Consider the following 22,358-nt stretch of genomic DNA (forward strand, 5'->3'; position numbering starts at 1 on the left):
GGTGCTCGCGCGTGGTCAGCCCGGGATGGTGAAGCACTCGATGCTGGTGTCGATGCGGAAGTTGGACATGTCGGTGTGCCGCTCGGCGTGGAAGATCGCCATCGTGTACATGCCGCCGACCTGGATGCCGAGCGCGTCCGCCTGGGCGTCGAGGTCGACCGAGGCCTCGAGCTCGGGGTGCACGCCGCCGAGGTCGATCGCCAGCTTGCCGTTGATGAAGAGCCACAGGTCGTCGTCGCCGATGAAGGTGAAGACCTCGCCGCCCTTGTAGTTGAAGACGGTGTGGATCTCGCTGGTGAAGTGGAAATTGTGCGGGTTGCCCTCGTTGCCCCAGCCCTGGTCGTCGATCGGGAAGAAGGCGTTGCTCTCGAACGAGAACACCCCCGGCATCACCTCGGTCAGCGGGATCTCGATGGCGAAGGGGATGTTGGTGTCGGGCGTGTTGTTGTACCACTGGGCGAATGGGCCCGGTCCGGCGGTCTGGGCGGTCGGGCCCGGCGCGGCGTAGACGGGCTTGTTGTCGGGGCCGAGCGCGGGCAACACGATGCCCTTCTGACCGAGGTCGCTGGTGAAGTCCTCGAAGTCCGGGTGCTCCGCCTTGAAGTCGCGGATCGTGGCCTGGAGCGCCTTCTCGCAGTCTCCGAAGCCGGTGGTCGCGAAGCCGGTGGTCGTGCCGAGGCTCGGGTCGCCGCTGCTGCTGGCGTCGCTGGTCTCGCCGCTGGTCTCGCCGACGCCGCTGCTGCTGGCGCTGGTGGCCTCGCTGGTGCCCTCGCTGGTGGTCGGCACGCCGCCTGTCTCGCTGGCGCCGTCGCTGGTGCCCTGGGTGGCGCCGGTCGGCTGGGTCGCCGCGCTGGCGCTGCCCGACTCGGCGCGGCCGGAGTCGCCGCAGGCCATCAGGCAGGCCAATAGGCAGGCCCATGAGCAGGCCCATGGGCGAGCCGATGGGAACGCCGGCAACCAGGCCACCAGGCAGGAGTGGGCGACGAGCGGGCTGCAGAGCATCGCAATAGCGGTAGCCCGCGGGGCGAGGGCCGTCAATTCCTCGCGAGGCTGATCCGCGCGTTGCGCGCGGACTTGACGTAGTGGCGCGCTGGCGGCTATCCGCAGCGGGAGAGCGGGGCCAATGCCAACTGAGCTGATCGATGTCCCCCTGAGCGACCGGAAGCTGGTCGAGCGCTTCATTCGCGTGCCCTGGTACGTGAACCGCGAGCACCACCCGAGCCCGCAGTGGGTCCCGCCGCTGCTGATGGACCGCCGGGACTACCTAAACCCGGACAAAAACCCGTTCTTCGAGCACGTGAAGGCGGCGTTCTGGATCGCCCGGGTCGACGGCCGCGATGTCGGGCGCGTGGCCGCGGTGGTCGACGCCGACTACATCAAGTTTCATGGCACGCAGACCGGCTACCTCGGGATGTTCGAGTGCATCGACGACCACGCGGTGGCGCAGGCGCTGGTCGACCGCGCGAGCGCGTGGCTGCGCGAGCAGGGCATGACCTCGATGATCGGGCCCTTCGAGCTGTCGACCAACTACATCTCGGGCGTGCTGGTCGACGCCTTCGACCGCGACCCTGGCATCAACATGCCGTACAACCCGCCGTACTATGACCGGCTGCTCGGCGAGTGCGGCATGCGCAAGGTCAAGGACCTGCTGCACTGGGAGCTCGACCCGCAGAAGCCGACGCCGGAGCGGGTGGTGCGGGTGGCGGAGAAGATGGCGACGCGCAGCGGGGTGAAGCTGCGCAAGATGAGCTTCGCCGACTGGGACGCGGAGGTGCTGCGCACGCTCGAGATCTACAACGACGCCTGGGAGAAGAACTGGGGCTTCGTGCCGATCGGGAAGAAGGAGTACCTGCACATCGCCAAGGACCTGAAGATGGTCCTGCACCCGGACTTCGCGCTGCTGGCGGAGGTCAACGGCGAGCCGGCGGCGTTCGTGCTGACGATCCAGAACGTCAACCCGGTGCTCAAGAAGCTCGACGGCAAGCTGTTCCCGTTCGGGATCTTCCGCCTCCTGTGGGACCTGAAGGTCCGCAAGAAGATCACGGGCGGGCGCCTGATCTTGCTCGGCATCAAGGCGAAGTTCCGCGGGCAGGGCATCGACTCGCTGATGTTCCTCGCCACCCACCGGGCCGGCGCGGCGCAGGGCTGGACCTCCGGCGAGATCGGCTGGACGCTCGAGGACAACTTCAAGGTAAATAGCGCGATCAAGAGCATGGACGGGCACCAGGTCGCGACCTACCGGGTCTACGAGCGTGACCTGTGAAGGGGACCCGATGAACCAAGCCACGCATAGCCACGAGTCGGTGCTCGCCCAGATCTTCGCCTACCTGGACGAGCACCTGCAGCAGCGGCCCGTGGCGCCGATCTCCGCCCAGTCGCGGCTGATCGCCGACCTCGGCCTCGACTCGCTGCAGTCGTTCGAGATGGTCGCCGACCTCGAGGACCACTACGGCGTCACGGTGGCGATGGAGGCGCTGCAGGGGGTCACCACGCTCGATGACGTGGCCCGGGTGATCGTCGATGCGTTCGCGGGCAGGGCGTCATGACGGCCGGGGTCACCACGCTCACCGCGGCGCTGGCCGCGGTGGCCGGACACGAGTCGACCGGCTACAGCCACCTGCGGCATGAGCAGCAGCCGCCGGTGTTCCTGTCGTACGCCGAGATGTGGCGCCGGGCCCAGCGCAGCGCGGCGGCGCTGCAGGCGATGGGCGTGCGCCGCGGCGACCGGGTCGGGCTGATCTTGCCGGACTCGGCGGAGTTCATCGACGACATCTTCGGGGCGATGCTGGCGGGGGCGATCGCGGTGCCGGTGTATCCGCCGATGAACCTCGGGCAGTTCGACAGCTACCTGGCCAACACGACCCACATCCTGCGCCAGGCCGGCTGCAGCGTGGTGATCACGGACGCCCAGGTGCGGCCGATCCTCGGCAAGCTGATGAGCGGCGTGCCCGAGCTGCGGGTGATCGAGACCCACGCGGCGGCGATCAAGGCCGTGCCCGTCGGCGCGGAGCCTGCGGGCGTGACGGTGGGGCCGGACGACGTCGCGTTCCTGCAGTTCACCTCGGGCAGCACCTCGCGGCCCAAGGGGGTGACGCTGACGCACGCGAACCTGATGGCCAACATCGCGGCGATCGGCGGCGGCGCGGGGCTGCAGATCTCGCGCGAGTCGAGCGGGCTCAGCTGGCTGCCGCTCTATCACGACATGGGCCTGATCGGCTTTGTGTTCGCGCCGATCGTGTACGGCGTGCGGTCGATCCGCTTCATCCCGCCGCTGATGTTCCTCAAGCGGCCGTCGATCTGGCTGCGTCAGCTGTCGGAGACCGGGGCGGAGATCACCTTCGCGCCGAACTTCGCCTACGGGCTGTGCACGACGCGGGTGAAGGACAGCGAGCTGGTCGGGGTCGACCTGTCGCGGCTGCGGGTCGCTGGCTGCGGCGCCGAGCCGATCCAGCACGGCACGCTGCGGGCCTTCGCCGACCGCTTCGCGCCGTTCGGCTTCCGCGGCGACGCGCTCCTGCCGTGCTACGGGATGGCCGAGCACAGCCTCGCCGTGACCTTCGGCGAGGTCGCGGGCGGGCTCAAGGCGGACCGGGTCGACGCCGCGGCGCTGGCCCTGGGTCGCGCCGAGCCGGCGGGGGGCGACGAGGCGCCGGCGCTCGCGGTGGTGTGCTGCGGGCGGGCCTTCGCGGAGCACGGGCTGCGCATCGTCGACGACGCTGGCGAGCCGCTGGCGGAGCGTCAGGTCGGGCACATCGAGCTGCGCGGGCCGAGCGTGATGCGGGGCTACTGGAACGACCCCGAGCGCACGGCGGAGGCGCTGCACGCCGGTTGGCTGCGCACGGGGGACCTCGGCTACCTCGCGGACGGCGAGCTGTATGTGTGCGGGCGCAGCAAGGACCTGATCATCATCAACGGTCGCAACTACCACCCGCAGGACCTCGAGTGGCAGGCGTCGCAGGTCGAGGGGGTGCGCCGCGGCAACGTGATCGCGTTCGGCATCCACGACCCGGCGCTCGGGCGCGAGTACGTGGTGGTCGCGGCGGAGCTGCGCCAGGGCGAGGCGGCCACGGAGGCGGCCACGGCGGCGCTGGCGGCGAGGGTGCAGGCGCAGATCCTCGAGGCGCTGGCGCTGCGGGTCGACGAGGTCGTGCTGCTGCCGCCGGGCAGCCTGCCGAAGACCTCGAGCGGCAAGCTGCAGCGCAGCAAGGGCGCCGAGATGTTCGCCCGCGGCGAGCTCGGCGACGGCGTCGGCCCGGCCAGCAAGCTCGGCCTGCTGCGGCACCTCGCCGCGTCGCGCTGGGGCTTCATCAAGGCGGCGCTCGGCGGGACCAAGCGCGGCGAGTGAGGAGTGAGCCCGGGCGCGGGCCGATCGCTATGGCTCGTTGTGGTCGCGGCCGCGAGCGAGTCAAGAGCGCGTCACGGCGCGGGCAGCAGCGTGTAGTGATAGTCGTCGGCGACCTCGTCCATCGCCCGCGCGTAGCCCTCGCTGTCGAGCGCGGCCTGGAGCTCCGGTGAGAGCGGGAGGACCATGGGCGCTGGTTCGTAAGCGATCGGGGCGCCGCTGCGGCGGTCGACGACGCGGCCGGCTTGCAGCGCGGTGGTCATGCCGCCGAGGGGGAGGCCGCCGAGGGCCTCGTGGAGGGCGCGCAGGCGGGCGCCGGCGCGGGGGTCGATGAAGCGGAGGCGGCGCTGCCACTGGAGGGCGAGGTGGAACTGCGAGGGCGTGACGAGCAGGCCGGCGAGGCCGACGCGCTCGCAGGCGACGACGAGCAGGGCGACCAGCTCGGCGAACAGGCCGAGGCCGGGGAAGCGCTGGCCGGGCAGCTGGGGGCGGCTGTCGCCGAAGCGCTCGCGCGGGTTCTGCAGCAGCAACCAGTCGATGGAGAGCAGCTCGAAGCCGGGGACGACGCGGCGCTCACGGTGGACGACGAGCTCGATGAGCAGCTCGGCGCGGGCCGGGTCGGCGAAGATCTTGATCGACTGCCGGCTGGGGTCGTCGAAGTCGCAGACCAGCGTCGGCTCCTTGAAGCCCTTGCCGCGCAGGCGGTCGAGGAAGCCGTGCCGCTCGAGCGCCAGCTCGAGGCCCTGGCGCGAGTAGTAGCCGAGCAGGCGCGACTCCTGGCCGACGTGCGCGGGCATCACGTCCTCGAGGGTGAGCCCGAAGCCGTCGTTGCCGCGGCCGGTGAGCTCGTCCTCGTGCAGCAGGCGCGCGAGGTGCCGCGCCCGCATCAGGGTCAGCTCGTCGTTCTCGGGCGGGCGAAAGCGGTGGTGGCCGGTCTGCAGCCAGGCGAAGCTGCGGGCCCAGTAGCGCCAGGCGAGCGGGCCGTAGCCGCCAGCGAGGGTGACGACCAGCGCGGCGGCGGGGGCGAGCTGGTGGCACAGCTCGAACACGGCGACGTCGCGCGCGAGCATGGCGGCCTCGGACAGCGACCAGTCGCCGATCGGGTCGTCGTCGGCCCCGTCGACGCCGGCGACGAAGTAGATGAGGTTCGGCCGGAACTGCCGCAGGACCACGCTGACGTGGGTGCGCACGGCGTCGAGGTAGGTGGCGTCGTCGACGTCGGGGCCGAGCGCGACGCAGGTCGACTCGACCGCGGGGGCGTCGTCCCAGTTGCTGTGGTGGATCGAGAGGGTGTGGACGGTGCGGTCGGCGGCGAAGATCGTGCGTGTGCCGTCGCCGTCGTGCATGTCGAGGTCGATGACGAGGACCCGCCCGTGGAAGCCGAGCGCGCGCTGCTCGGCGATCGCCACGGCGACGTCGTTGAACACGCAGAAGCCGCGACCGGCGGTCGCGCGCGCGTGGTGGAAGCCGCCGCCGAGGTTGATCGCGATGTTGCCGGTGGACAGGGCGATGTCGGTGGCCAGCATGGTGCCGCCGACCATGCTGCGCTGGAGATCGAGGATGCGCTGGGTGTCGCGGTCGCTGACCTGGGTGGCGACGATCCGACTCATGGTCGCGGGGGTCTGCGCCGATTCGATGTACGCGTCGCTGTGGACCCGCAAGATCGCGTGGTACGAGGCCAGCGGGGGCTGCTTGATGTGCTCGCCCTCGACCAGGCCCTCGCTGGCCAGCGCGGTCAACACCCGCTCGCCGCGGACCTCGTCGAAGGGGATCCCCGGCCACGCGAACTGATACTGCGGCCCGTAGACGAAGCGGGCCGGGTGCGGCCGCCAGCGGGCGACCACCTGGTTGACCCGGCGACGCAGGTTGCGGAGAAACTTCGGCTCGTACATCGCGGGTCCGTGCTCGCTGCAGTGGTTGCATGTCCCGACGCCGCGGCCAAGGGCGGTGCGCCGAAATCCGCCACGCGCTGCTAGGATGCGCGCAGTGGCGGGTCCCTGGCACATCTGGATCGACCGCGGGGGGACCTTCACGGACTGCGTGGGGCGCGACCCGAACACGGGTCTGCTGCGTGCGGTGAAGTTGCTGTCGTCGGACCGGGCGCCGCTGCTCGGCATCCGTCGCCTGCTCGGGCTCGGCGACGAGGCCGCGCTGCCGCCCTGCCGCGTGCGCATGGGCACGACGCTGGCGACCAACGCGTTGCTCGAGCGTCGCGGTGCGGCGTGCGGGCTGGCGATCTCGCGGGGCTTCGGCGACCTGCTGGCGATCGGCGACCAGACCCGGCCGGAGCTGTTCGCGCTGGCGATCGCGCCGCGACCACAGCTGCAGCAGGCGGTGCTCGAGGTCGACGCCCGGCTCGCGGCGGACGGGGCGGTGCTGCTGCGGCCCGAGCCCGCGGGGCTGCGCGCCGAGCTGCGCGCGCTGCGGGCCACGGGGCTGCGCAGCCTCGCCGTGGCGGTGCTCCACGCCCACCGCGACGGCGCGCTCGAGCGGGGGATCGGTGAGGCTGCGCTCGCGGCGGGCTTTGAGCACGTGACGCTGTCGCACGAGGTCGCCGGGGCGCAGGGGTTTCTGGCGCGCGTCGAGACGGCGGTGGTCGACGCTTATCTGACGCCGCTGCTGCGCGACTACGTGGCGCTGCTGACGAGCGAGCTGCCGGGCTCGCTGCTGCAGATCATGCAGTCGAGCGGCGACCTCACGCCGGCGCGGCGCTTTCGCGGCCGCGACGCGGTGCTCTCGGGTCCGGCGGGCGGCGTGGTGGCCTGCGCCGCGCTGGCCCGCGAGCTCGGGCTCACGCAGGTGATCGGCTTCGACATGGGCGGCACCTCGACGGATGTCACGCGCTGGGCCGGCGAGTACGAGCGGCGCCACGAGGCCGAGGTCGCCGGCGTGCGGGTGCGGACGCCGATGCTGGCGATCCACACGGTCGCGGCCGGCGGCGGGTCGATCTGCCGCGTGGAGGCGGGCCGCCTCACGGTCGGGCCCGAGAGCGCCGGCGCCGATCCAGGGCCGCTGTGCTACGGCCGCGAGGCCGCGACGGCGCTGACGATCACCGACGTGAACCTCGCGCTCGGTCGCCTGAGCGGCGCCCGCTTCCCGTTCGCGCTGGCGCCGGGGCGGGTCACGGCGGCGCTCGAGCAGCTGGCGAGCGAGCTGGCCGCGGCTGGCAGCGCGCGCGCGCCGATGCAGGTCGCCGAGGGCCTGCGCCGCGTCGCCGACGAGCACATGGCGGCGGCGATCCGCGAGGTGTCGCTGCGCCGCGGGCACGACGTCCGCGACCACGCGATGATCGTGTTCGGCGGCGCCGGGGGCCAGCACGCGTGCGCGGTGGCCCGCCTGCTGGGGGTGCGCACGCTGGTGTTCCACCCGCTCGCGGGGGTGCTCTCGGCCTTCGGCATGGGCGCCGCGCGGGTCGGCTGGCACGGCGAACAGGACGCGGGTCAGGTCGTGCTCGACGACGCGGCGCTGGCGGGGATGGAGCGCTGCTTTCGCGAGCTCGAGGCGCGCGGGCGGGCCGAGCTGGCGGCGGGCAGGACCGACGGGCAGGGCGAGCAGGGCGAGGTCGGCGAGCTGGTCGCGCTGCGCCGCGTCGACCTCCGCTATCAGGGCACGCACGCGGCGCAGACCGTCGCGCTGGTGGGCGACGCGGCGGCGCTGGTGGGGGCCTTCACGGACGAGCACCGGCGGGTGTTCGGCTACGCGCGGGTGGGTCACCCGATCGAGCTGGTGAGCGCGCGCGTCGAGCTGGTCGAGGTCGGTGATGGTCTCTCGGGACATGTCGCGATGGACATGTCGCAAGCGCCAGGTGAACCGACGCGCGCCGAGCTGTGGATCGAGGGCCGCTGGCAGGCGGCGCCGGTGTGGCCGCGCGAGGCGCTGCGTCCGGGTCAGCGGGTGTGCGGGCCGGCGATCGTGGTCGAGGACACCGCGACGATCGTGCTCGAGGCTGGCTTCGTCGCCGAGCTCGAGCCGGGCGGCTGTCTGATCGCCCGCGACGAGCGGGCCGCGGCCGGCGACGGGCGGGGTGGGGTCATGGCGGGCGCGGCGGCGGTGGTCGGCGACGCGCGGGACCCGGTGCTGCGCGAGGTGCTGGGTCACCGCATCACCGCGATCGCCGAGCAGATGGGCGTCGTGCTGCAGCGCACCGCGCTGTCGACCAACATCCGCGAGCGGCTCGACTTCTCGTGCGCCGTGTTCGACGCGCGCGGCGACCTCGTGACCAACGCGCCGTACATCCCGGTCCACCTCGGGGCGATGCCCGAGTCGATCCGCGGCGTGCTCACGGCGCACCCTGAGCCGCCGCCGGGCGCCGTGTATGTCACGAACGATCCATCTGCGGGGGGATCGCACCTGCCGGACATCACTGTCATCTCGCCGGTGCACGACGCGGGCGGGGTGCTGCGTTTCTTCGTGGCCAGCCGGGGGCACCACGCGGACGTCGGGGGCACCCTGCCTGGATCGATGCCGCCGCAGGCGCGGAGTCTCGACGAGGAGGGTGTGGTGTTCCGGGCGCTGCGGGTGGTGTCTGCGGGGTGTTTCGAGCGTGAGGCGGTGCTGGCGGTGCTCGGTGGCGGGCCGTGGCCAGCGCGGCGGCCGGCGGAGAACCTCGCGGATCTCGAGGCGCAGATCGCCGCCAACCAGGCCGGCGCGCGGCTCTTGCTCGAGCTGTGCGGGCAGTATGGTGAGCCGCTGATCACGGCGACGATGCAGGCGATCCAGGACGACGCGGCGGCGGCGGTGGCGGCCGCGCTGCTGCGCCTGCCGGCGGGCGAGCGCAGCTTCGTCGACGCGATGGACGACGGCGCCGCGATCGCGGTGCGGCTCGCGGTCGTGGGTGGGCGCCTGCGCGTCGACTTCACCGGCAGCGGGCCGCAGGACCCGGGCAACCTCAACGCCCCGCGCGCGGTCACCGTGTCGGCGCTGCTCTACGTGCTGCGCCTGCTGGCCGGGCGGGCCATGCCGCTGAACTCGGGTTGCCTGCGGATGATCGACCTGACCCTTCCGCCAGGTCTGCTGTCCCCGGGGCCAGGTGCCGCGGTGGCGGCGGGCAACGTCGAGACGGCGCAGCGGGTGGTCGATGTGCTGCTCGGCGCGCTCGGGTTGGCGGCGGCGAGTCAGGGGACGATGAACAACCTGACCTTCGGCGACGCGGGCTTCGGCTACTACGAGACGCTCGGCGGCGGGGCCGGGGCGTGCGCGGGTCATGCCGGGCGCAGCGGCGTGCACACGCACATGACCAACACGCGGGTGACGGACCCCGAGGTGCTGGAGGCGCGCTACCCGGTGCGTCTGTGGCGCTTCGGTCTGCGCAGTGGTTCGGGCGGGGCGGGGCGCTGGAGCGGTGGAGAGGGTCTGGTGCGGGAGCTCGAGTTCTTGCGGCCGATGCAGGTGGCGATCCTCTCGCAGCGGCGGGAGCGGGCGCCGTTCGGGCTCGAGGGCGGGTCGCCCGGGGCCGTCGGCAGGAATCTCCTGGACGAACGCGCGCTGCCCGGGCGGGTCGCCGTGGTGGTGGCGGCGGGTCAGCGCCTGCGCATCGAGACGCCCGGGGGCGGCGGCTTCGGGGCGGCCCCGGCGGGCGATGAGCGCTGAGCGTGGACGCGGCGGTCGTGGAGCTTCGGGGGGCCCCGGCGGCCGATCAGCGCGAGGCCCTGTGGGTCTTTGCGCGGCTGGCCGCTCTGAGTTACGGTGCGGGCCGCCATGCTCGAAGCGCTGATCCCCTACCTCCGGCCGCCCGAAAAGCTGATCGCTGACCTGCCGGTCATCGGACCGCTCAAGCTGCAGTTCTTCGGCCCGCTCGTCGCGGCCGGCGTGATCCTCGGGTACCACCGCTGCCTGCACTACGCGAAGCGGAAGAACATCGACGAGTTCATCGCCCGCGACATGATGTTCTGGGTGCTGGTCACCGGCTTCGTCATCTCGCACTGGGTGTCGGTGCTCTTCTACTTCCCGGAGGATGTCGCGGCCAACCCGCTGGTCCTCATCATGGTGTGGAACGGGCTGTCCTCGGTCGGCGGCTTCTTCGGCGCGCTGGTCGGCATGATCTGGTACCTGCGCAAGATGAAGCAGCCATACCTCGTGTATGTCGACATGCTGATGTACGGCCTGCTGGTCGGGTTCACCATGGGCCGCCTCGGCTGCTCGCTGGTCCACGACCACCCCGGCAGCATCGTCGACGCCTCGCACATCCTCGCGGTCGGACCCTGGCCCGACGGCCAGTACCGCCTCGACCTCGGTCTGCTCGAGTTCATGTACCTGGTGCCGATCACGCTGTACGTGCACCTCGTGTACAACTGGGAGAAGGCTCGGCCGGGCGTTCTCCTGGGCACCGTGGCCCTGCTCTACGCGCCGTACCGCTTCATCCTCGACACCATGCGTGAGAAGGACAAGCTCTACCTCGGCTTGACCACGGCCCAATACTCGACGCTGATCATCCTCGCCGCGGGCATCTATCTCGTGTTCATCCGCAAGCCGCGTCCGGAGGACAACGAGTGGGCCCGGGACAGCGACCGCGCCGCTCGCGAGCAGGCGGCCAAGGCCGCGGCGCCGCCGGCGGGCTGAGCTCGAAAGGCCCGAGAAAGGGCCTGCGAGCCGGCGTTGGCCCCATGTGCGACGCTTGCTCGCGTCGCAGGTGGGGCCTATCTTCCGGCCGATGCGACGGGTCCGTGGGCTGGTGATCGTGTGCGGGTTGCTCGCCTGCGATGTGGCGCAGGGGCCCGAGCCCGCGCCGCTGGGTGAGCTGTGCGGGGCCCAGGCGCCGACGCTGGCGCTGGCGCTGGCGCCGGAGCAGCGGCTCGTGTCGGCGCCGCTGTATGTCGAGGGCGGCGTGCTGTACCGGGTCGCCGAGCTCGCGGCTGACTCGGAGCCGGGTCTCCCGAGCTTCGGCACGTCGTCGCTGTGGGCCGCCGGGCGCTGCGGCGAGGAGCCGCGATTCATCGACCAGGTCCGGTCGCTCGGCGTGCGCGCGCGCTGGCCCGGGGTCGGTCTGGCCTGCGACTCGCATTCGCAGCTCGTGGCGGTTCAGCTGGCGGGTGGGCAGGCGGGCGGGCCCACGTGGCCGCTGTACGCCGACTGCGGCCTCGGGTGGAGCGGGCACGGGTTGATCGGTCGCCGCGATGACGGCGAGCTGGGCGCGGGTCTCTACCTCTACCCCGATCCGCCTGACCTGAGCAGCGGTCCGGCCGAGGCGATCGAGCTGCTTCGCCCGGTCGCGACCTCGGGCCTCGACGGGCCGACCTTCGCGGCGCTCGAGGACCTGGTCTTCGTGCGCACGCCGGACGAGAGCGTCGTCTCGATCGACCTGCGCGACGGGGCTGTGCGGGTCGAGCAGACGGGGGTGCGGGCCTTCCAGGTCTCGGCCGACGCGCGCTACTTGCTGTGGCAGAGCCACGAGGTCGATGACGGCGTGCCGGCGAAGGGCCCGGTGGTGCTCAACGACCGCGAGCTCGGGATCAGCGTCGCGCTCGGCGCGACCAGCCTGGCCTACAGCTCTAGCAGCCTCGCGTTCGCCGGGCGCGGCCTGCTGGTCCTGACCCTCGGCACCTACCAGCAGGTCTATCGCTTGCCGGAGCTGGCGGTGATCGATCTGCCGGAGGGCCTGGTCGTCGATCCGCGGGGGCCAGTCGACGAGCGGCAGTGGTTGCTGCACGGCGACTGGAGCGACGAGACCCAGCTCCTCGATCTCGCGACCGGGGAGGTCCGCTCGCTGTTCCCCGCCGCCGCCCAGCTGATCGGTCGTGACGAGTCGGGCCTGCTCGAGGGGGCGGGTGCCGAGGCGTGGCTGCTGGAGCTGCGGCGCTGCTGCAAGGCGAGCCGCTTCGACGCGGAGGGCCCGGTGTGGCGCGTGCCGCTGGCCGGCGGCGCGCCGCTGCGGGCGGCGGCGCGGGCCAGCCGATATCTCCGCATCGTCGACGACCAGCTCGTCACCGTCGTCGACATCGACGCCGACGCTCTCGGCACCCTGCTCCGCGTCGACCTCAACAACGGCGGCGAGCAGCTCCTCGACGACCGGGTGTTCGCGCCCTCGCTGCAGGCCGACGCCGACGCGGGCGTCGTCACCTACTCGCGTGTCGACGGCGAGCGCTCGGGGGTGTGGCAGCTGCGCCTGCCGGATTGACCGCTTCACCTTTGGCGACCGCGTCACGCTCGGCCACCTGTTCATGGCGCGCGAGGCCCTGCCTGGTCAGCCCGCAGACGAACAGCTCCATGCGGTTGCTCGGCAGCTGGGTCGCCTTGACCGAGAGCATGCCCATCGATTCGACGCTCTTGAGCAAGCGGGGGACGTGGCGCAGCGCCTTCCAGTCGTCGAGCTTGAGGGTGAGGAGCACGCCCATCAGCGCGGGGCGCGGGTGGGCGGCGAGGCGGCGGGCCGTGATGAGCGCGACCTGCGGGGCGAGGTTCACGTCGAGCAGGACCCAGTGCAGGGTGGTCGGCAGGTCGCTGCGCTGGACCAGGCTCATGGGTCGCTGCAGGTGCACGAAGTGGTTGCCGGGGAGGTCCTTGTTGTAGTCGAGGACGACCGGGGCCATCTTGGCCGGGTCGATGCCGATCACCTCGACGCCGCGGCGCAGCAGCGCGTAGCTGGCCCCGCCCGGCGAGCTGCCGATCTCGACCGCGGTGTCGCCGGGGCGCAGCGGCGCCTGCGACCAGATCAGCGCCTCCTCGAGCTTGCGATAGGCGCGTGACGGGGCCTCGGGCGGCATGTCGACGGCGATGCGTCCGCCCGGCGTCGGCGCGTGCCCGGGCCCGTGGCGGTGGAAGCCGAGCCACCACGGTTCGTCCGCGGCGACGATCACGTCGAGCACCCAGTCGCCCGCCTCGGCGCGGCTGCCCGCCAGCAGCGGCCACCTGGCTGTTGGCTGGCTCGCGGGCCAGCCCGCCTCGATCTGCGCCTGGGCGGCGGCGGCGAGCGGCCCGTACGCGTGCCCGGGTGGTTCGTCGCCGGGCTTGGCGATGTCGCGCTCGAACACGTGCAGGCGCACCGCCTGTCCTTCGGGACAGTGGCGTTCGAGCGCGGCGAGCAGCTCCTCGACGTCGGCGACCGGGCCGATCGCCGCGCCGAAGGCCCGCACCAGCACGGCCGTGATCTCGACCTCGGCCGGGACCTGGCCGCCCGGGTCCTTGAAGGTGATGAGGCCGGGGCGGGCGAACGCGCGGCGCAGCCCGGGGTGCGAGCTGGCCAGCTCCTCGGCGACCGCCGCCTCGGCGCCGGCCTGGCACACGCAGAACAGGAACGCGGTGGTGGTGCTCGGCACGGGCGGGCAGTCATAGGCCACGGGCGCGCGCGGTACAAGGGCGCAGGCGCGCCGGTGCGGGCGACGAGCGGCGTGATAGCCTGCGCCAATGAAGATCTCGGGCTGGGGCGGGGTGGTCGCGCTGTTGTTGTGCGGGTGTACCAACGAGCTGCACGGGTCGCTGAGCGTCGACCTGCGCGCCGCTGGCAAGCAGTGGTCGACGATCCCCAGCGAGTGCGCCTCGGGCGAGCGCCAGGGCTTCTTCGGCGTCGACATGCGGGCGGACAGCGGGGAAGACAGCATGGTCCGCGTGATCCTCGATCCGAAGGACGGGCCGGTCCTCAAGGTCAACGTCCCGGGCACCGACCAGGGGATCACGCTCAAGCCCGGGCCCGGGTGTCCGCAGTTCGACGTCCACGTCGAGCGCCAGAGCTCGCGGATCAACGACATCACCAACGTCCGCGGGCACGTCCGCGTCGCCTGCGAGGACCCCGAGCTCGCGCTCAAGGCCGACATCACCTTCGAGAATTGCCACTGATGCCGCAAACCACCTGGACCCCCGCCTTCCTCGAATCCATGCGTCAGGTCGGAGATCCGCCGGCCGACACGGTCGTCGCCGAGCTGTTCGCCGGCGGGGCCACGGTGGTGCAGGCCGTCAACTACCTGATGCGCGACCTGGTCGAGAACGACGACCTGCCGTCGCAGGCGCTGCCGCAGCACGTGCGCGACTACTTCCGCGAGAGCCCGCTGCCGGGCTGGGCCGACCCTGCGCGCCTGGCTCTCGGCACCGAGCTGTTCCACCGCTTCGGCCCGCTGACGATCTTGCTGCTCAACTGCTACTCGCTGCCGGTGTGCTACGCGGCGCGGCGCGGCGTGCAGGTGCTGGCCCGCACCGATCGCCTGCACAGTAATCCGAGGCGTCGCGTCGTCGAGACGGCCCAGCTGGTGATCGACGTGATGAGCCCCGGCGGCCTCGATCCCGGCTCGCGCGGCGCCGGCCTGCGCTCGGCCCAGAAGGTGCGCCTGATGCACGCGATGGTCCGCCACATGCTCGGCAAGGACCCCAGCTGGGACCCCGCGCTCGGCCTGCCGATCAACCAGGAGGACCTCGCGGGCACGCTCTGCGCCTTCTCCGTGGCGGTGCTGAAGGGCCTCGCCCGCCTTGAGGTGGAGCTCAGCGCCGCCGAGGTCGACGCGTACATGCACACCTGGAACGTGGTCGGTCACGTGATGGGCGTGCGCGACGAGCTGCTGCCCGGTGACTTCGCCGCGGGCGAGGTGCTGTCGGACCGCATCGGCGAGCGCAACTTCGAGGCCTGTCCCGAGGGACAGATGATGACCCGCGCCCTGCTCGACATGATGGCCGCGATGGTGCCCGGCACCGTGTTCGACGAGGTGCCGGCGCAGTTCGTCCGCCACTTCGTCGGCGAGGCGATCGCCGACATGCTCGCGGTGCCAAAGCGCCACGAGGGCCCCTTCATCGGCGCGTGGAAGGTCGTGGGCCACACCACCGACTTCGCCACCGACCACTCGATCCTCGCCCGCGGGCTCGCCCGTCGCTTCAGCGGCCTGCTGATCGACGGCCTGCTGCTCGCCAACCGCGGCGGCAACCGCGTGCCCTTCAACATCCCCAGCGAGGTGCGCCAGGTCTGGGGCGTGAACTGGCGCTGAGCTGCCAAAGCTGGCGTGCTCGGATCGTGGGATCCCGCGGACTGCGCCCTGGACGAGGTCCTCGGGGTGTCGCGGGGCGCAGCCCCAGGATGGGCCGGCCGGAGCGGCGAGGCGGCCGAAGCGGCCACGGGCGTCGGCGTGCGGCAGGGCGCCTCGTGCGACCCGTGTCATGAAGGCCGGTGCTTCGCTCGTGTCCCCGGCTGCTCGCCCTGTGCGGCGCCTTGCAGCTCTCTGCCTGCGCGCAGCGGCTGGAGGACGTGCGCGGGGTCGAGTCGTACATCACGAAGATCGAGCTCGACGGGGTGCACCACTTCAAGAAGCGAGAGCTCCTCGCCTACCTCAACATCGGCGAGAGCTCGCGCCTGATCTGGAGGCCGAAGTACCCGTTCACCGAGGCCATGTTGCCGGTCGACGCGGCGCGGATCCTCGAGCTGTACCGGGCCCACGGCTACTACGAGGCCGAGGTCGTCTCGATGGTGCCGTTCACCCGAGTCGGCCGCACGCACCTGCTCGGCAAGCACGCGGGTGAGCGGTTTGCCGGCAAGACGCGGATCAGGATCGTGGTCCGCGAGGGCGCGCCGACCCGGGTCGAGACCCTGACGATGCGCTGGCCCGAGGGCTTCCCCGCGGGCCCGCCCGATCCGAAGGCCGAGCCTGACGCGATCGAGGAGGCCAGCACCTTGCACGAGGGCGAGGCCTTCGAGATCCCGAAGTTGAACGCCTCGCGCGAGCTGCTGCAGCGGCGCATGCAGGACCGCGGCTACGCGTTCGCCAAGGTCGAGGAGTCGGCGGTGGTCGACCCCGGCCGCGCCGTCGTGGTGGACTTCGCGCTGCGCCCCGGGCCCCACGTGAAGATCGGGCGCATCACGATCGAGGGCCTGGTCGGCGTGCCCGAGCGCCTGGTCCGCAACGAGATCGACTACGCCCCGGGCATGCGCTTCTCGCCGGCCCTGCTCACGCGCATCGAGCAGACGATCTACGGCATGGACGTGTTCTCGTCGGTCTCGATCGACACCGACGACGCGGCCAGCCCCGGGGGCACCGTCGACCTCACGGTCCACGTCGTCGAGGCGCAGACCCAGACGATCAAGCTCGGCCCCGGCATCGGCATCGACCCGGTCCGCTGGGAGCAGCGCGGCACCCTCCTCTACTCGCACCGCAACCTCGGCCACAGCCTCACCCGCTTCGACCTGCGCGTCACCGCCGGCTACGCCGAGCTGCCCTCGCTGCTGCGCCCCGAGGCCCACGGCCCGCTGGTGCGCATCGAGCCGAGGTTCCAGAAGAAGGGCTTCCTCGAGAAGCGCACGGTCTGGACCCTCGCGCCGGGCTTCGAGCTCGGGATCTGGCAGGGCTATCAGTTCTACGCGCCGTCGCTGCGCATGGGCCCCTCGCGCTTCTTCGGCAAGCACGTCGAGCTGGGGCTCACCTACAACGCCCGCTTCGTCGACTTCTTCAACGTGTCGCCGGCGCTGCGGGCCAGCGACTCGATCCTCGGGCTCGACTTCCGCGACCCGTACTTCGTCAGCTACCTCGAGCCCGAGCTCAACCTGTACTTCGTCGACTCGATCCTGCGCCCGAAGAACGGGGCGATCATCAACGCGGTGTACGACATCGCCGGGCTCGGCGGCAACTTCAGCTTCCACAAGTTCCAGCCGACCCTGCGCCTCTACTACACGCCGCACGAGCGCATCACCGTGGCGGCGCGGGCGTCGGTCGGCTTCATGTTCCCGTTCGGCAAGCGGGCCGGCACGCCGATCGACATGCGCTTCTTCCTCGGCGGGGCCGACAGCGTGCGCGGCTGGGGCCTGCGCCGGCTCTCGCCCAAGGTCGTGCTCCCGGACTGCGCCGTCACCGGGCTCGGCGACGACTGCAGCGGCGTGCCGGTCGGCGGCCAGACGATGGTGATGGCCAACCTCGAGCTGCGGGTGCGGATGTTCAACAAGGTGAGCGCGGCGGCCTTCCTCGACATGGGCGACGTGCGGGCCGGCATCGCGAGCTTTAAGCCGCGCAGCTGGAACTACGCCGCCGGCCCGGGCCTGCGCTACGACAGCCCGATCGGGATCTTCCGCCTCGACCTCGGCTTTCGCCTCGCCGAGACCGACCAGTCGAGCCGCGAGCCGCGGATCTGGGCGATCCACCTCGGCCTGGGGGAGAGCTTCTGATGGCCACGCGTGCCTGGACGATCGTGCGCAAGACGCTGCGCTGGACCCTGCGGGTCGTGCTGGTGCTGGTCTTCACGCTGCTCGCCTGCGGCGTGCTGCTGCTCTACTCGCCAGGGTTCCTCCACGCGGTGCTCAACCTCGGGCTCGGCTTCTACAACGACCGCATCCCCGGGGAGATCCGGATCGGGCGGGTCGAGGGCCGGCTCGCCGATCACCTCGTCCTCGGCGACATCTACCTCGAGGACGGCGACGGCCGCGTTTTGGTCGCGGCGCGCGAGCTGACGATCGACTGGAGCCCGTGGGACCTGCTGGACGGGGCGGTGACGGCGAGCAGCGTGACCCTGCGCGACGCCCAGCTGCACCTGGTCGCCGGCGAGGGCTTCGCCGATCTGGCGATGCCCGGGCCGTCCTCGCCGCCGCGCGACACGGTGATGCCGTCGCTGCCGATCGATCTCAAGGTCGCGAGCCTCGAGATCTCCGGCGTCGAGGTGATGGCCGACGACGGCACGACGATCGTCGGCGAGGCGCGGCTGTCGGCGCGCGAGCTGGCGTGGTTCGGCCTGGCCCTGCAGCTGCAGATCGACGACGGCGCGGCGCGGCTGCCCGGGCTGGCGATCGAGGCGCTGGCGCTCACGGCCAGCTACGGCGAGCCGAATTTGCAGCTGCAGGGCAGCGTCACCACCGAGCTCGGGGTCGTCACGATCGACCGCCTCGACCTCGACGCCGCCGACCTCCGCGGCGAGGCGACGATCGCCGTCGACGGCCGCCGCGAGGCGCTCGCCGCGAGGTTGCCCGCGAGCCTCGCCGCCAAGCTGCTCGTCGCTGATGACCCGAGCCTGCGCGTCCACCTGCGCGGCACCGCCGGGGCGATCGACGTCGGCGTCCACGCGCAGCTGCCCGGGCTAGCGACGCTCGACCTGGCGCTCTCCGGCGACCCGCTCGGCGCGCCCCGCCTCGAGCTGCGCGGCCGCGCCGAGCTCGACCTCGCCGAGCTCGTGCCGCCGCCCTTCGGTGCCCGCCTCGGCGTGGTCCGCCCGGGCTTCGAGGCGACGCTCTCGGGGCTCGACTGGTCACAGCTGGCGGCCGAGCTGCGGGTGCACTGCGGCGAGTGTGGCGCGGCCTCGCGGCTCGACCTCCACGCGATCGCCACGCGTGACTCGGTGCTCGACGACCTCGCCGCCTACCTGCGCCTCACCGGCCTCGGCGTCGACCTGAGCGCCGAGCTGCGGGCCGGGCCGCTCGGCGTCGAGGCGGGTCGCTGGGACCTGCACGCGCCGGACCTCGCCGAGCCGCTCGGGGTGGCCCGCCTGTTCGTCGATGTGCCGCCGCTGGCCGCCGGTGTGCGCAGCCTCGGCACCTGCACCGGCGCCCCGCTGCGCTGCGAGGGCAGCCTGGTGGTCGATGACTTCGTCGGCTTCGGCGTCGGCGTCGGGCACCTCGAGGCCCAGGTGCACGGCCGGCCGCTCATGTCGCCGCCCGAGCTGCACGCCACGCTCTCGGCCCGCCAGCTGCGGGTGCCGGGCCAGCGCTTCGCCGGCCTCGAGCTGACCGCCGAGCTCGGCAAGAGCAGCCTGGTCGCGGTCGACGCGGAGCACCCGGACGGCGCGCTCGAGGTCGGCGTCGCGGGCGAGCTGTGGGTCCGCGCGCGCAACCGGGGCGACCGCGTCAAGCTGGCCGCGCGGGTGCTCCCGGGTCCGCCGCTGGTGGTGCTGCTCGACGCCTTCGACCTGCGCCTGCGCGGTCTCCAGGCCCTGCTCCCGCGTCCGGCGCGGATCGTCGTGGCCGGTCGTCGCGTCGATGTTCACGCGCTGCGGCTGCGCGCCGCGGGCGGGGAGATCGGCGTCGACGGGCGCCTCGACCTCGAGGGCCGCAGCGACCTCGTCGCCCAGCTCACGCGCGTCCGCCTCGCTCCGCTCGTCGCCCTCGTGCCCTCGCTGCGCGGACAGATCGCCGGCAGCGTCACCGCCCGCGCGACGCTCAAGGGCCCCGCGCAGGCGCCCCAGATCGCCCTGCTGCTCGGGGGACAAAAGCTGCGCTTCCGCGACGGCATCCTCGGCGACCTCGACCTCGTCGCCCGCCTCGAGCACGGCCGCGGCCGCGTCGCCCTCGGCGTGGTCGGCAGCATGGCCGACGATCTCACCGCCTCCGCCGAGCTGCCAGTCGCGCTCGACCTGTCGCGCGGCGCCTTCGCGGTCCGCCCGGGCGACCTCCACCTCGCCGTCGACGTCACCAGCTTCCGCCTCAGCTCGCTCGGCCCGTGGCTCAAGCTGCCGCGCCCGCTGCGGGGCCTGGTCGACCTCCACCTCGCGGTCGACGGCCCGGCCGCGAAGCCCGACACCGCGCTGCAGGTCAGCGGCCGCGGTCTGAGCTACGGCGAGGACCTGCCGGCCACGCTCGAGCTCCGCTTCGACCAGCGCGCGGGCGCGGACGCGACGGCCCGCCTCGACCTCGGGCGCCTCGCCGGGCGCGTGCGCGTCGACGTGACGCGCTTGCCGGTCCGCGTCGACCTCGTGCACGGGCCGCTCCACTGGCGCCCCGAGGCCGAGCACGCCGCCACGATCGTCGCCCGCGACATCAACCTCTGGCGTCAGCTCGGCACGCTCGACCCGAGCCGCGTGTTCGCCGGCAAGATCGAGGTCGAGGGCAAGTTCGCCGGCTCGATGATCGACCCCGACCTGCAGCTCGCGGTCCTCGGCGACGGCCTGCGCATGCGCGACGCGAGGATCGGCGCGCTCCGCCTCGACCTCCGCCTGCGCCAGCAGCGGGCGGTCCTCGACCTCGACCTGCGCGGCGCGGTCGCCCGTCACGTCACCCTGCACGCCGAGGCGCCGCTGCAGGTCGCGCTCCACCGCGGCGAGTTCACCTGGCTTAAAGACCAGCCGCAGATCGCCGACGCCCGGGTCACCGGCCTCGACCTCGGCGCCCTCAAGGCGCTCGGGCTGAGCGCCGCCTTCACCGGCCTCGTCGACGCCGACGCCCGCCTGCGCGGCCCGGCGAGCGCCCCGGTGCTGCAGCTGCACAGCGACCTCCACGAGCTGGTATGGAAGGACCGCCGCGTCGGCACCGCCCACGTCGACATCGACTACGCGGCGAAGCGGGTGAAGGTCGCGCTCGACGGCCAGCTCGGGCGCGGCACGGTCAAGCTGCGGGGCAGCGGGCCGCTGCAGGTCGACCTCGGGCGGGGCAGCGTCGCCGGGGACGCCAGCGGCGCGCACGAGGTCGAGCTGCGGGTCGACGGCCTCGACCGCACGATGCTGGCGCCGCTCGGCCGGGTGCCCGAGGAGGCGCTGCTCGAGCTGAGCCTGATCGCCCGCGCGAAGGGCAACCTCACGGCCTTCCACGCCGACCTGCAGGCCCACGGCCAGATGGGCCACAAGCTGATCGGCGGCGCCCCGCTGCACATCACGGCGGCGGTCGACCCCACGGTCCAGTCGCTCACGTACAGTATCGGTCCGCACAGCTGGGCCGGCGAGATGGCCGTCCGCGTCGACGCCCAAGCCGACCTCGTCGCGCTCATCCGCGGCGCGGCGAAGGCCGCCGACATCCCCTTCACCGCCTCGCTGCGGGCGCCGAAGTTCGACACCCGCTTCGCCCAGGCCTTCGTGCCGAAGAGCTACTACGACCTCAACGGCGAGCTCGCGGCCAAGGTCGACGCCCGCGGCACGCTCGGCGCGCCCGAGGTGCACGGCGAGCTGCACCTGCGCAACGGCGGGATCACGGTGCTCGAGCTGCAGCAGCGGATCCGCAAGATCGAGCTCGACCTGCGGGCCGACGGGCGAACCATCGTGCTCGAGACCCTCACCGCCGAGAGCGGCGACGGCCAGCTCAAGGCCAGCGCCCGCCTCGACCTGCCGCGCGACGGCGGCATGAAGCTCGGCAGCACGGTCATCCTGAGCAAGTTCCCGCTGGTCCGCCCCGGCCTGCCGCAGATGCAGATCGACAGCAAGCTCAAGGTCGCCGTGGTCTCGACGCGCGAGGAGACGGACGTCGACCTCGAGCTGCGGGGCACCAGGATCCGCGTCACCGGTTACACCGTCGACCCGCCGAAGCAGATCCCGATCAACGCCGCCGTCACCTACAAGGATCAGAAGCAGCTCGTCGCCGTCGCCGTCGACGGGCCCGGTGGTCAGGTCGCCGCCGGCAACGAGGTCGAGGCGACCGCGGCCGAGGCTCCGCGCGCGGTCGGCAAGTTCGCGATGCGCATCAAGCTCGCGGACCCGCTGGAGATCCGCGGCCCGGCCACGGAGATGAGCTGGCAGGGCGCCGTCGCGGCCACCCGCGACGGCGAGGCGCGCCAGGTCACCGGCAAGCTCACCGCGAAGTCGGGCCGCCTCGACCTGCTCGGCAATCGCTTCACGATCGAGTCGGGCGAGGTCAGCTTGCCGCCGGACGAGGACGCGATCGACCCCTTCATCCGCGTGGTCGCGCACACCAGCACGCCGGTGGCCGAGGTGACCGCGACCTTCAGCGGGCGCCTGAGTCGACCGACGCTGGTGTTCCGCTCGGAGCCGAAGCTGACGCAGAGCCAGGTGCTGACGCTGCTGCTGACGGGCTCGCCCGATGTCAATGATGCCGACGAGCAGCGGGTGCTCGCGCAGGCGGCCGCGCTGCTTGCGACCTTCGAGAACCCGCAGCTGGCGGCGTTCATGAGCTCGCGCCTGGGCATCGACCACGTCGGCCTGAGCTTCGGCGACGACGTCAACCAGCCGATCCTCTCGGTCGGCAAGCGGGTCAGCCGCAAGATCTACATCGAGACGGCTTACAAGGTGAACGCGCCGAAGCGGCAGAACCGGGTCGAGGCGCGCGTCGAGTACCAGTTCGCGCCGCGCTGGACGGTCGAGACTTACTTCGGCGACGCCGCGGTCGGCGGCCTCGACGTGTTTTGGCGCAAGGTCTTCGGCGCGCCGACGCCGATCGTGAAGCCGTCGCCGCCGCCGTCGCCGCCGCGCTGAG

At 72.4% G+C, this 22,358-nt stretch carries 13 protein-coding genes; 10 read left to right on the plus strand and 3 right to left on the minus strand.

Annotation, left to right across the window (positions count from 1 at the left end):
• Window positions 1-15: 15 nt before the first annotated feature.
• Window positions 16-1,002, minus strand: coding sequence for a fibro-slime domain-containing protein (locus tag IPJ59_RS09640; protein WP_293270983.1), 987 nt, complete (start codon window positions 1,000-1,002; stop codon window positions 16-18).
• A gap of 121 nt (window positions 1,003-1,123) precedes the next feature.
• On the opposite strand from IPJ59_RS09640, the gene IPJ59_RS09645 reads away from it, so the two are divergent.
• The 3 genes from IPJ59_RS09645 to IPJ59_RS09655 are packed head-to-tail and all read left to right on the plus strand — an operon-like array spanning window position 1,124 to window position 4,345.
• The gene (locus tag IPJ59_RS09645) at window positions 1,124-2,263 is read left to right on the plus strand and encodes a hypothetical protein (RefSeq protein ID WP_293270985.1); all 1,140 of its coding nucleotides are present in this window, start codon (window positions 1,124-1,126) and stop codon (window positions 2,261-2,263) included.
• 10 nt (window positions 2,264-2,273) lie between these two features.
• The gene (locus tag IPJ59_RS09650; RefSeq protein WP_293259947.1) at window positions 2,274-2,546 is read left to right on the plus strand and encodes an acyl carrier protein; all 273 of its coding nucleotides are present in this window, start codon (window positions 2,274-2,276) and stop codon (window positions 2,544-2,546) included.
• Complete coding sequence (locus IPJ59_RS09655; RefSeq protein WP_293270987.1) at window positions 2,543-4,345, plus strand: fatty acyl-AMP ligase; 1,803 nt, start codon at window positions 2,543-2,545, stop codon at window positions 4,343-4,345. Before IPJ59_RS09650 ends, IPJ59_RS09655 begins: the two co-directional genes overlap by 4 nt.
• A gap of 71 nt (window positions 4,346-4,416) precedes the next feature.
• Here the strand turns inward: IPJ59_RS09655 and IPJ59_RS09660 are convergent, their stop codons facing one another.
• Window positions 4,417-6,234 (minus strand): histone deacetylase family protein, encoded by a 1,818-nt coding sequence (locus tag IPJ59_RS09660; RefSeq protein ID WP_293270988.1) that lies wholly within the window; start codon window positions 6,232-6,234, stop codon window positions 4,417-4,419.
• 85 nt (window positions 6,235-6,319) lie between these two features.
• Here IPJ59_RS09660 and IPJ59_RS09665 point away from each other — a divergent pair, with 85 nt between their 5' ends.
• The 3 genes from IPJ59_RS09665 (at window position 6,320) to IPJ59_RS09675 (ending at window position 12,455) form a co-directional block, all read left to right on the plus strand.
• Window positions 6,320-9,931, plus strand: coding sequence for a hydantoinase B/oxoprolinase family protein (locus IPJ59_RS09665; protein WP_366524569.1), 3,612 nt, complete (start codon window positions 6,320-6,322; stop codon window positions 9,929-9,931).
• Window positions 9,932-10,039: 108 nt separating this feature from the next.
• Window positions 10,040-10,900 (plus strand): prolipoprotein diacylglyceryl transferase, encoded by an 861-nt coding sequence (locus IPJ59_RS09670; protein WP_293270992.1) that lies wholly within the window; start codon window positions 10,040-10,042, stop codon window positions 10,898-10,900.
• Between the two features lie 91 nt (window positions 10,901-10,991).
• Window positions 10,992-12,455 carry a hypothetical protein gene (locus tag IPJ59_RS09675; RefSeq protein ID WP_293259962.1) on the plus strand — a complete coding sequence of 488 codons (1,464 nt, stop codon included), beginning with the start codon at window positions 10,992-10,994 and terminating at the stop codon, window positions 12,453-12,455.
• Here IPJ59_RS09675 and IPJ59_RS09680 read toward each other — a convergent pair.
• A complete protein-coding gene (locus IPJ59_RS09680) occupies window positions 12,394-13,593 on the minus strand; it encodes an SAM-dependent methyltransferase (RefSeq protein WP_293270994.1) in 1,200 nt (399 codons plus the stop codon). The two genes, IPJ59_RS09675 and IPJ59_RS09680, sit on opposite strands and share 62 nt — an antisense overlap.
• 88 nt (window positions 13,594-13,681) lie before the next feature.
• Between IPJ59_RS09680 and IPJ59_RS09685 the strand changes: the two genes are divergently transcribed.
• The 4 genes from IPJ59_RS09685 to IPJ59_RS09700 all read left to right on the plus strand — a co-directional run bounded on the left by IPJ59_RS09685 (window position 13,682) and on the right by IPJ59_RS09700 (window position 22,357).
• A complete protein-coding gene (locus IPJ59_RS09685; protein WP_293270996.1) occupies window positions 13,682-14,110 on the plus strand; it encodes a hypothetical protein in 429 nt (142 codons plus the stop codon).
• Complete coding sequence (locus IPJ59_RS09690) at window positions 14,110-15,243, plus strand: oxygenase MpaB family protein (RefSeq protein ID WP_293270998.1); 1,134 nt, start codon at window positions 14,110-14,112, stop codon at window positions 15,241-15,243. Before IPJ59_RS09685 ends, IPJ59_RS09690 begins: the two co-directional genes overlap by 1 nt.
• Window positions 15,244-15,422: 179 nt before the next feature.
• A complete protein-coding gene (locus tag IPJ59_RS09695; protein ID WP_293271000.1) occupies window positions 15,423-17,405 on the plus strand; it encodes a BamA/OMP85 family outer membrane protein in 1,983 nt (660 codons plus the stop codon).
• Window positions 17,405-22,357: a translocation/assembly module TamB domain-containing protein gene (locus IPJ59_RS09700; protein WP_293271002.1), complete on the plus strand. Its 4,953-nt coding sequence runs from the start codon at window positions 17,405-17,407 to the stop codon at window positions 22,355-22,357. Before IPJ59_RS09695 ends, IPJ59_RS09700 begins: the two co-directional genes overlap by 1 nt.
• Window position 22,358: the final 1 nt, after the last annotated feature.

Origin of the sequence: Nannocystis sp. (genome assembly GCF_016714285.1) — a bacterium.
Lineage (GTDB): Bacteria > Myxococcota_A > Polyangia > Nannocystales > Nannocystaceae > Nannocystis.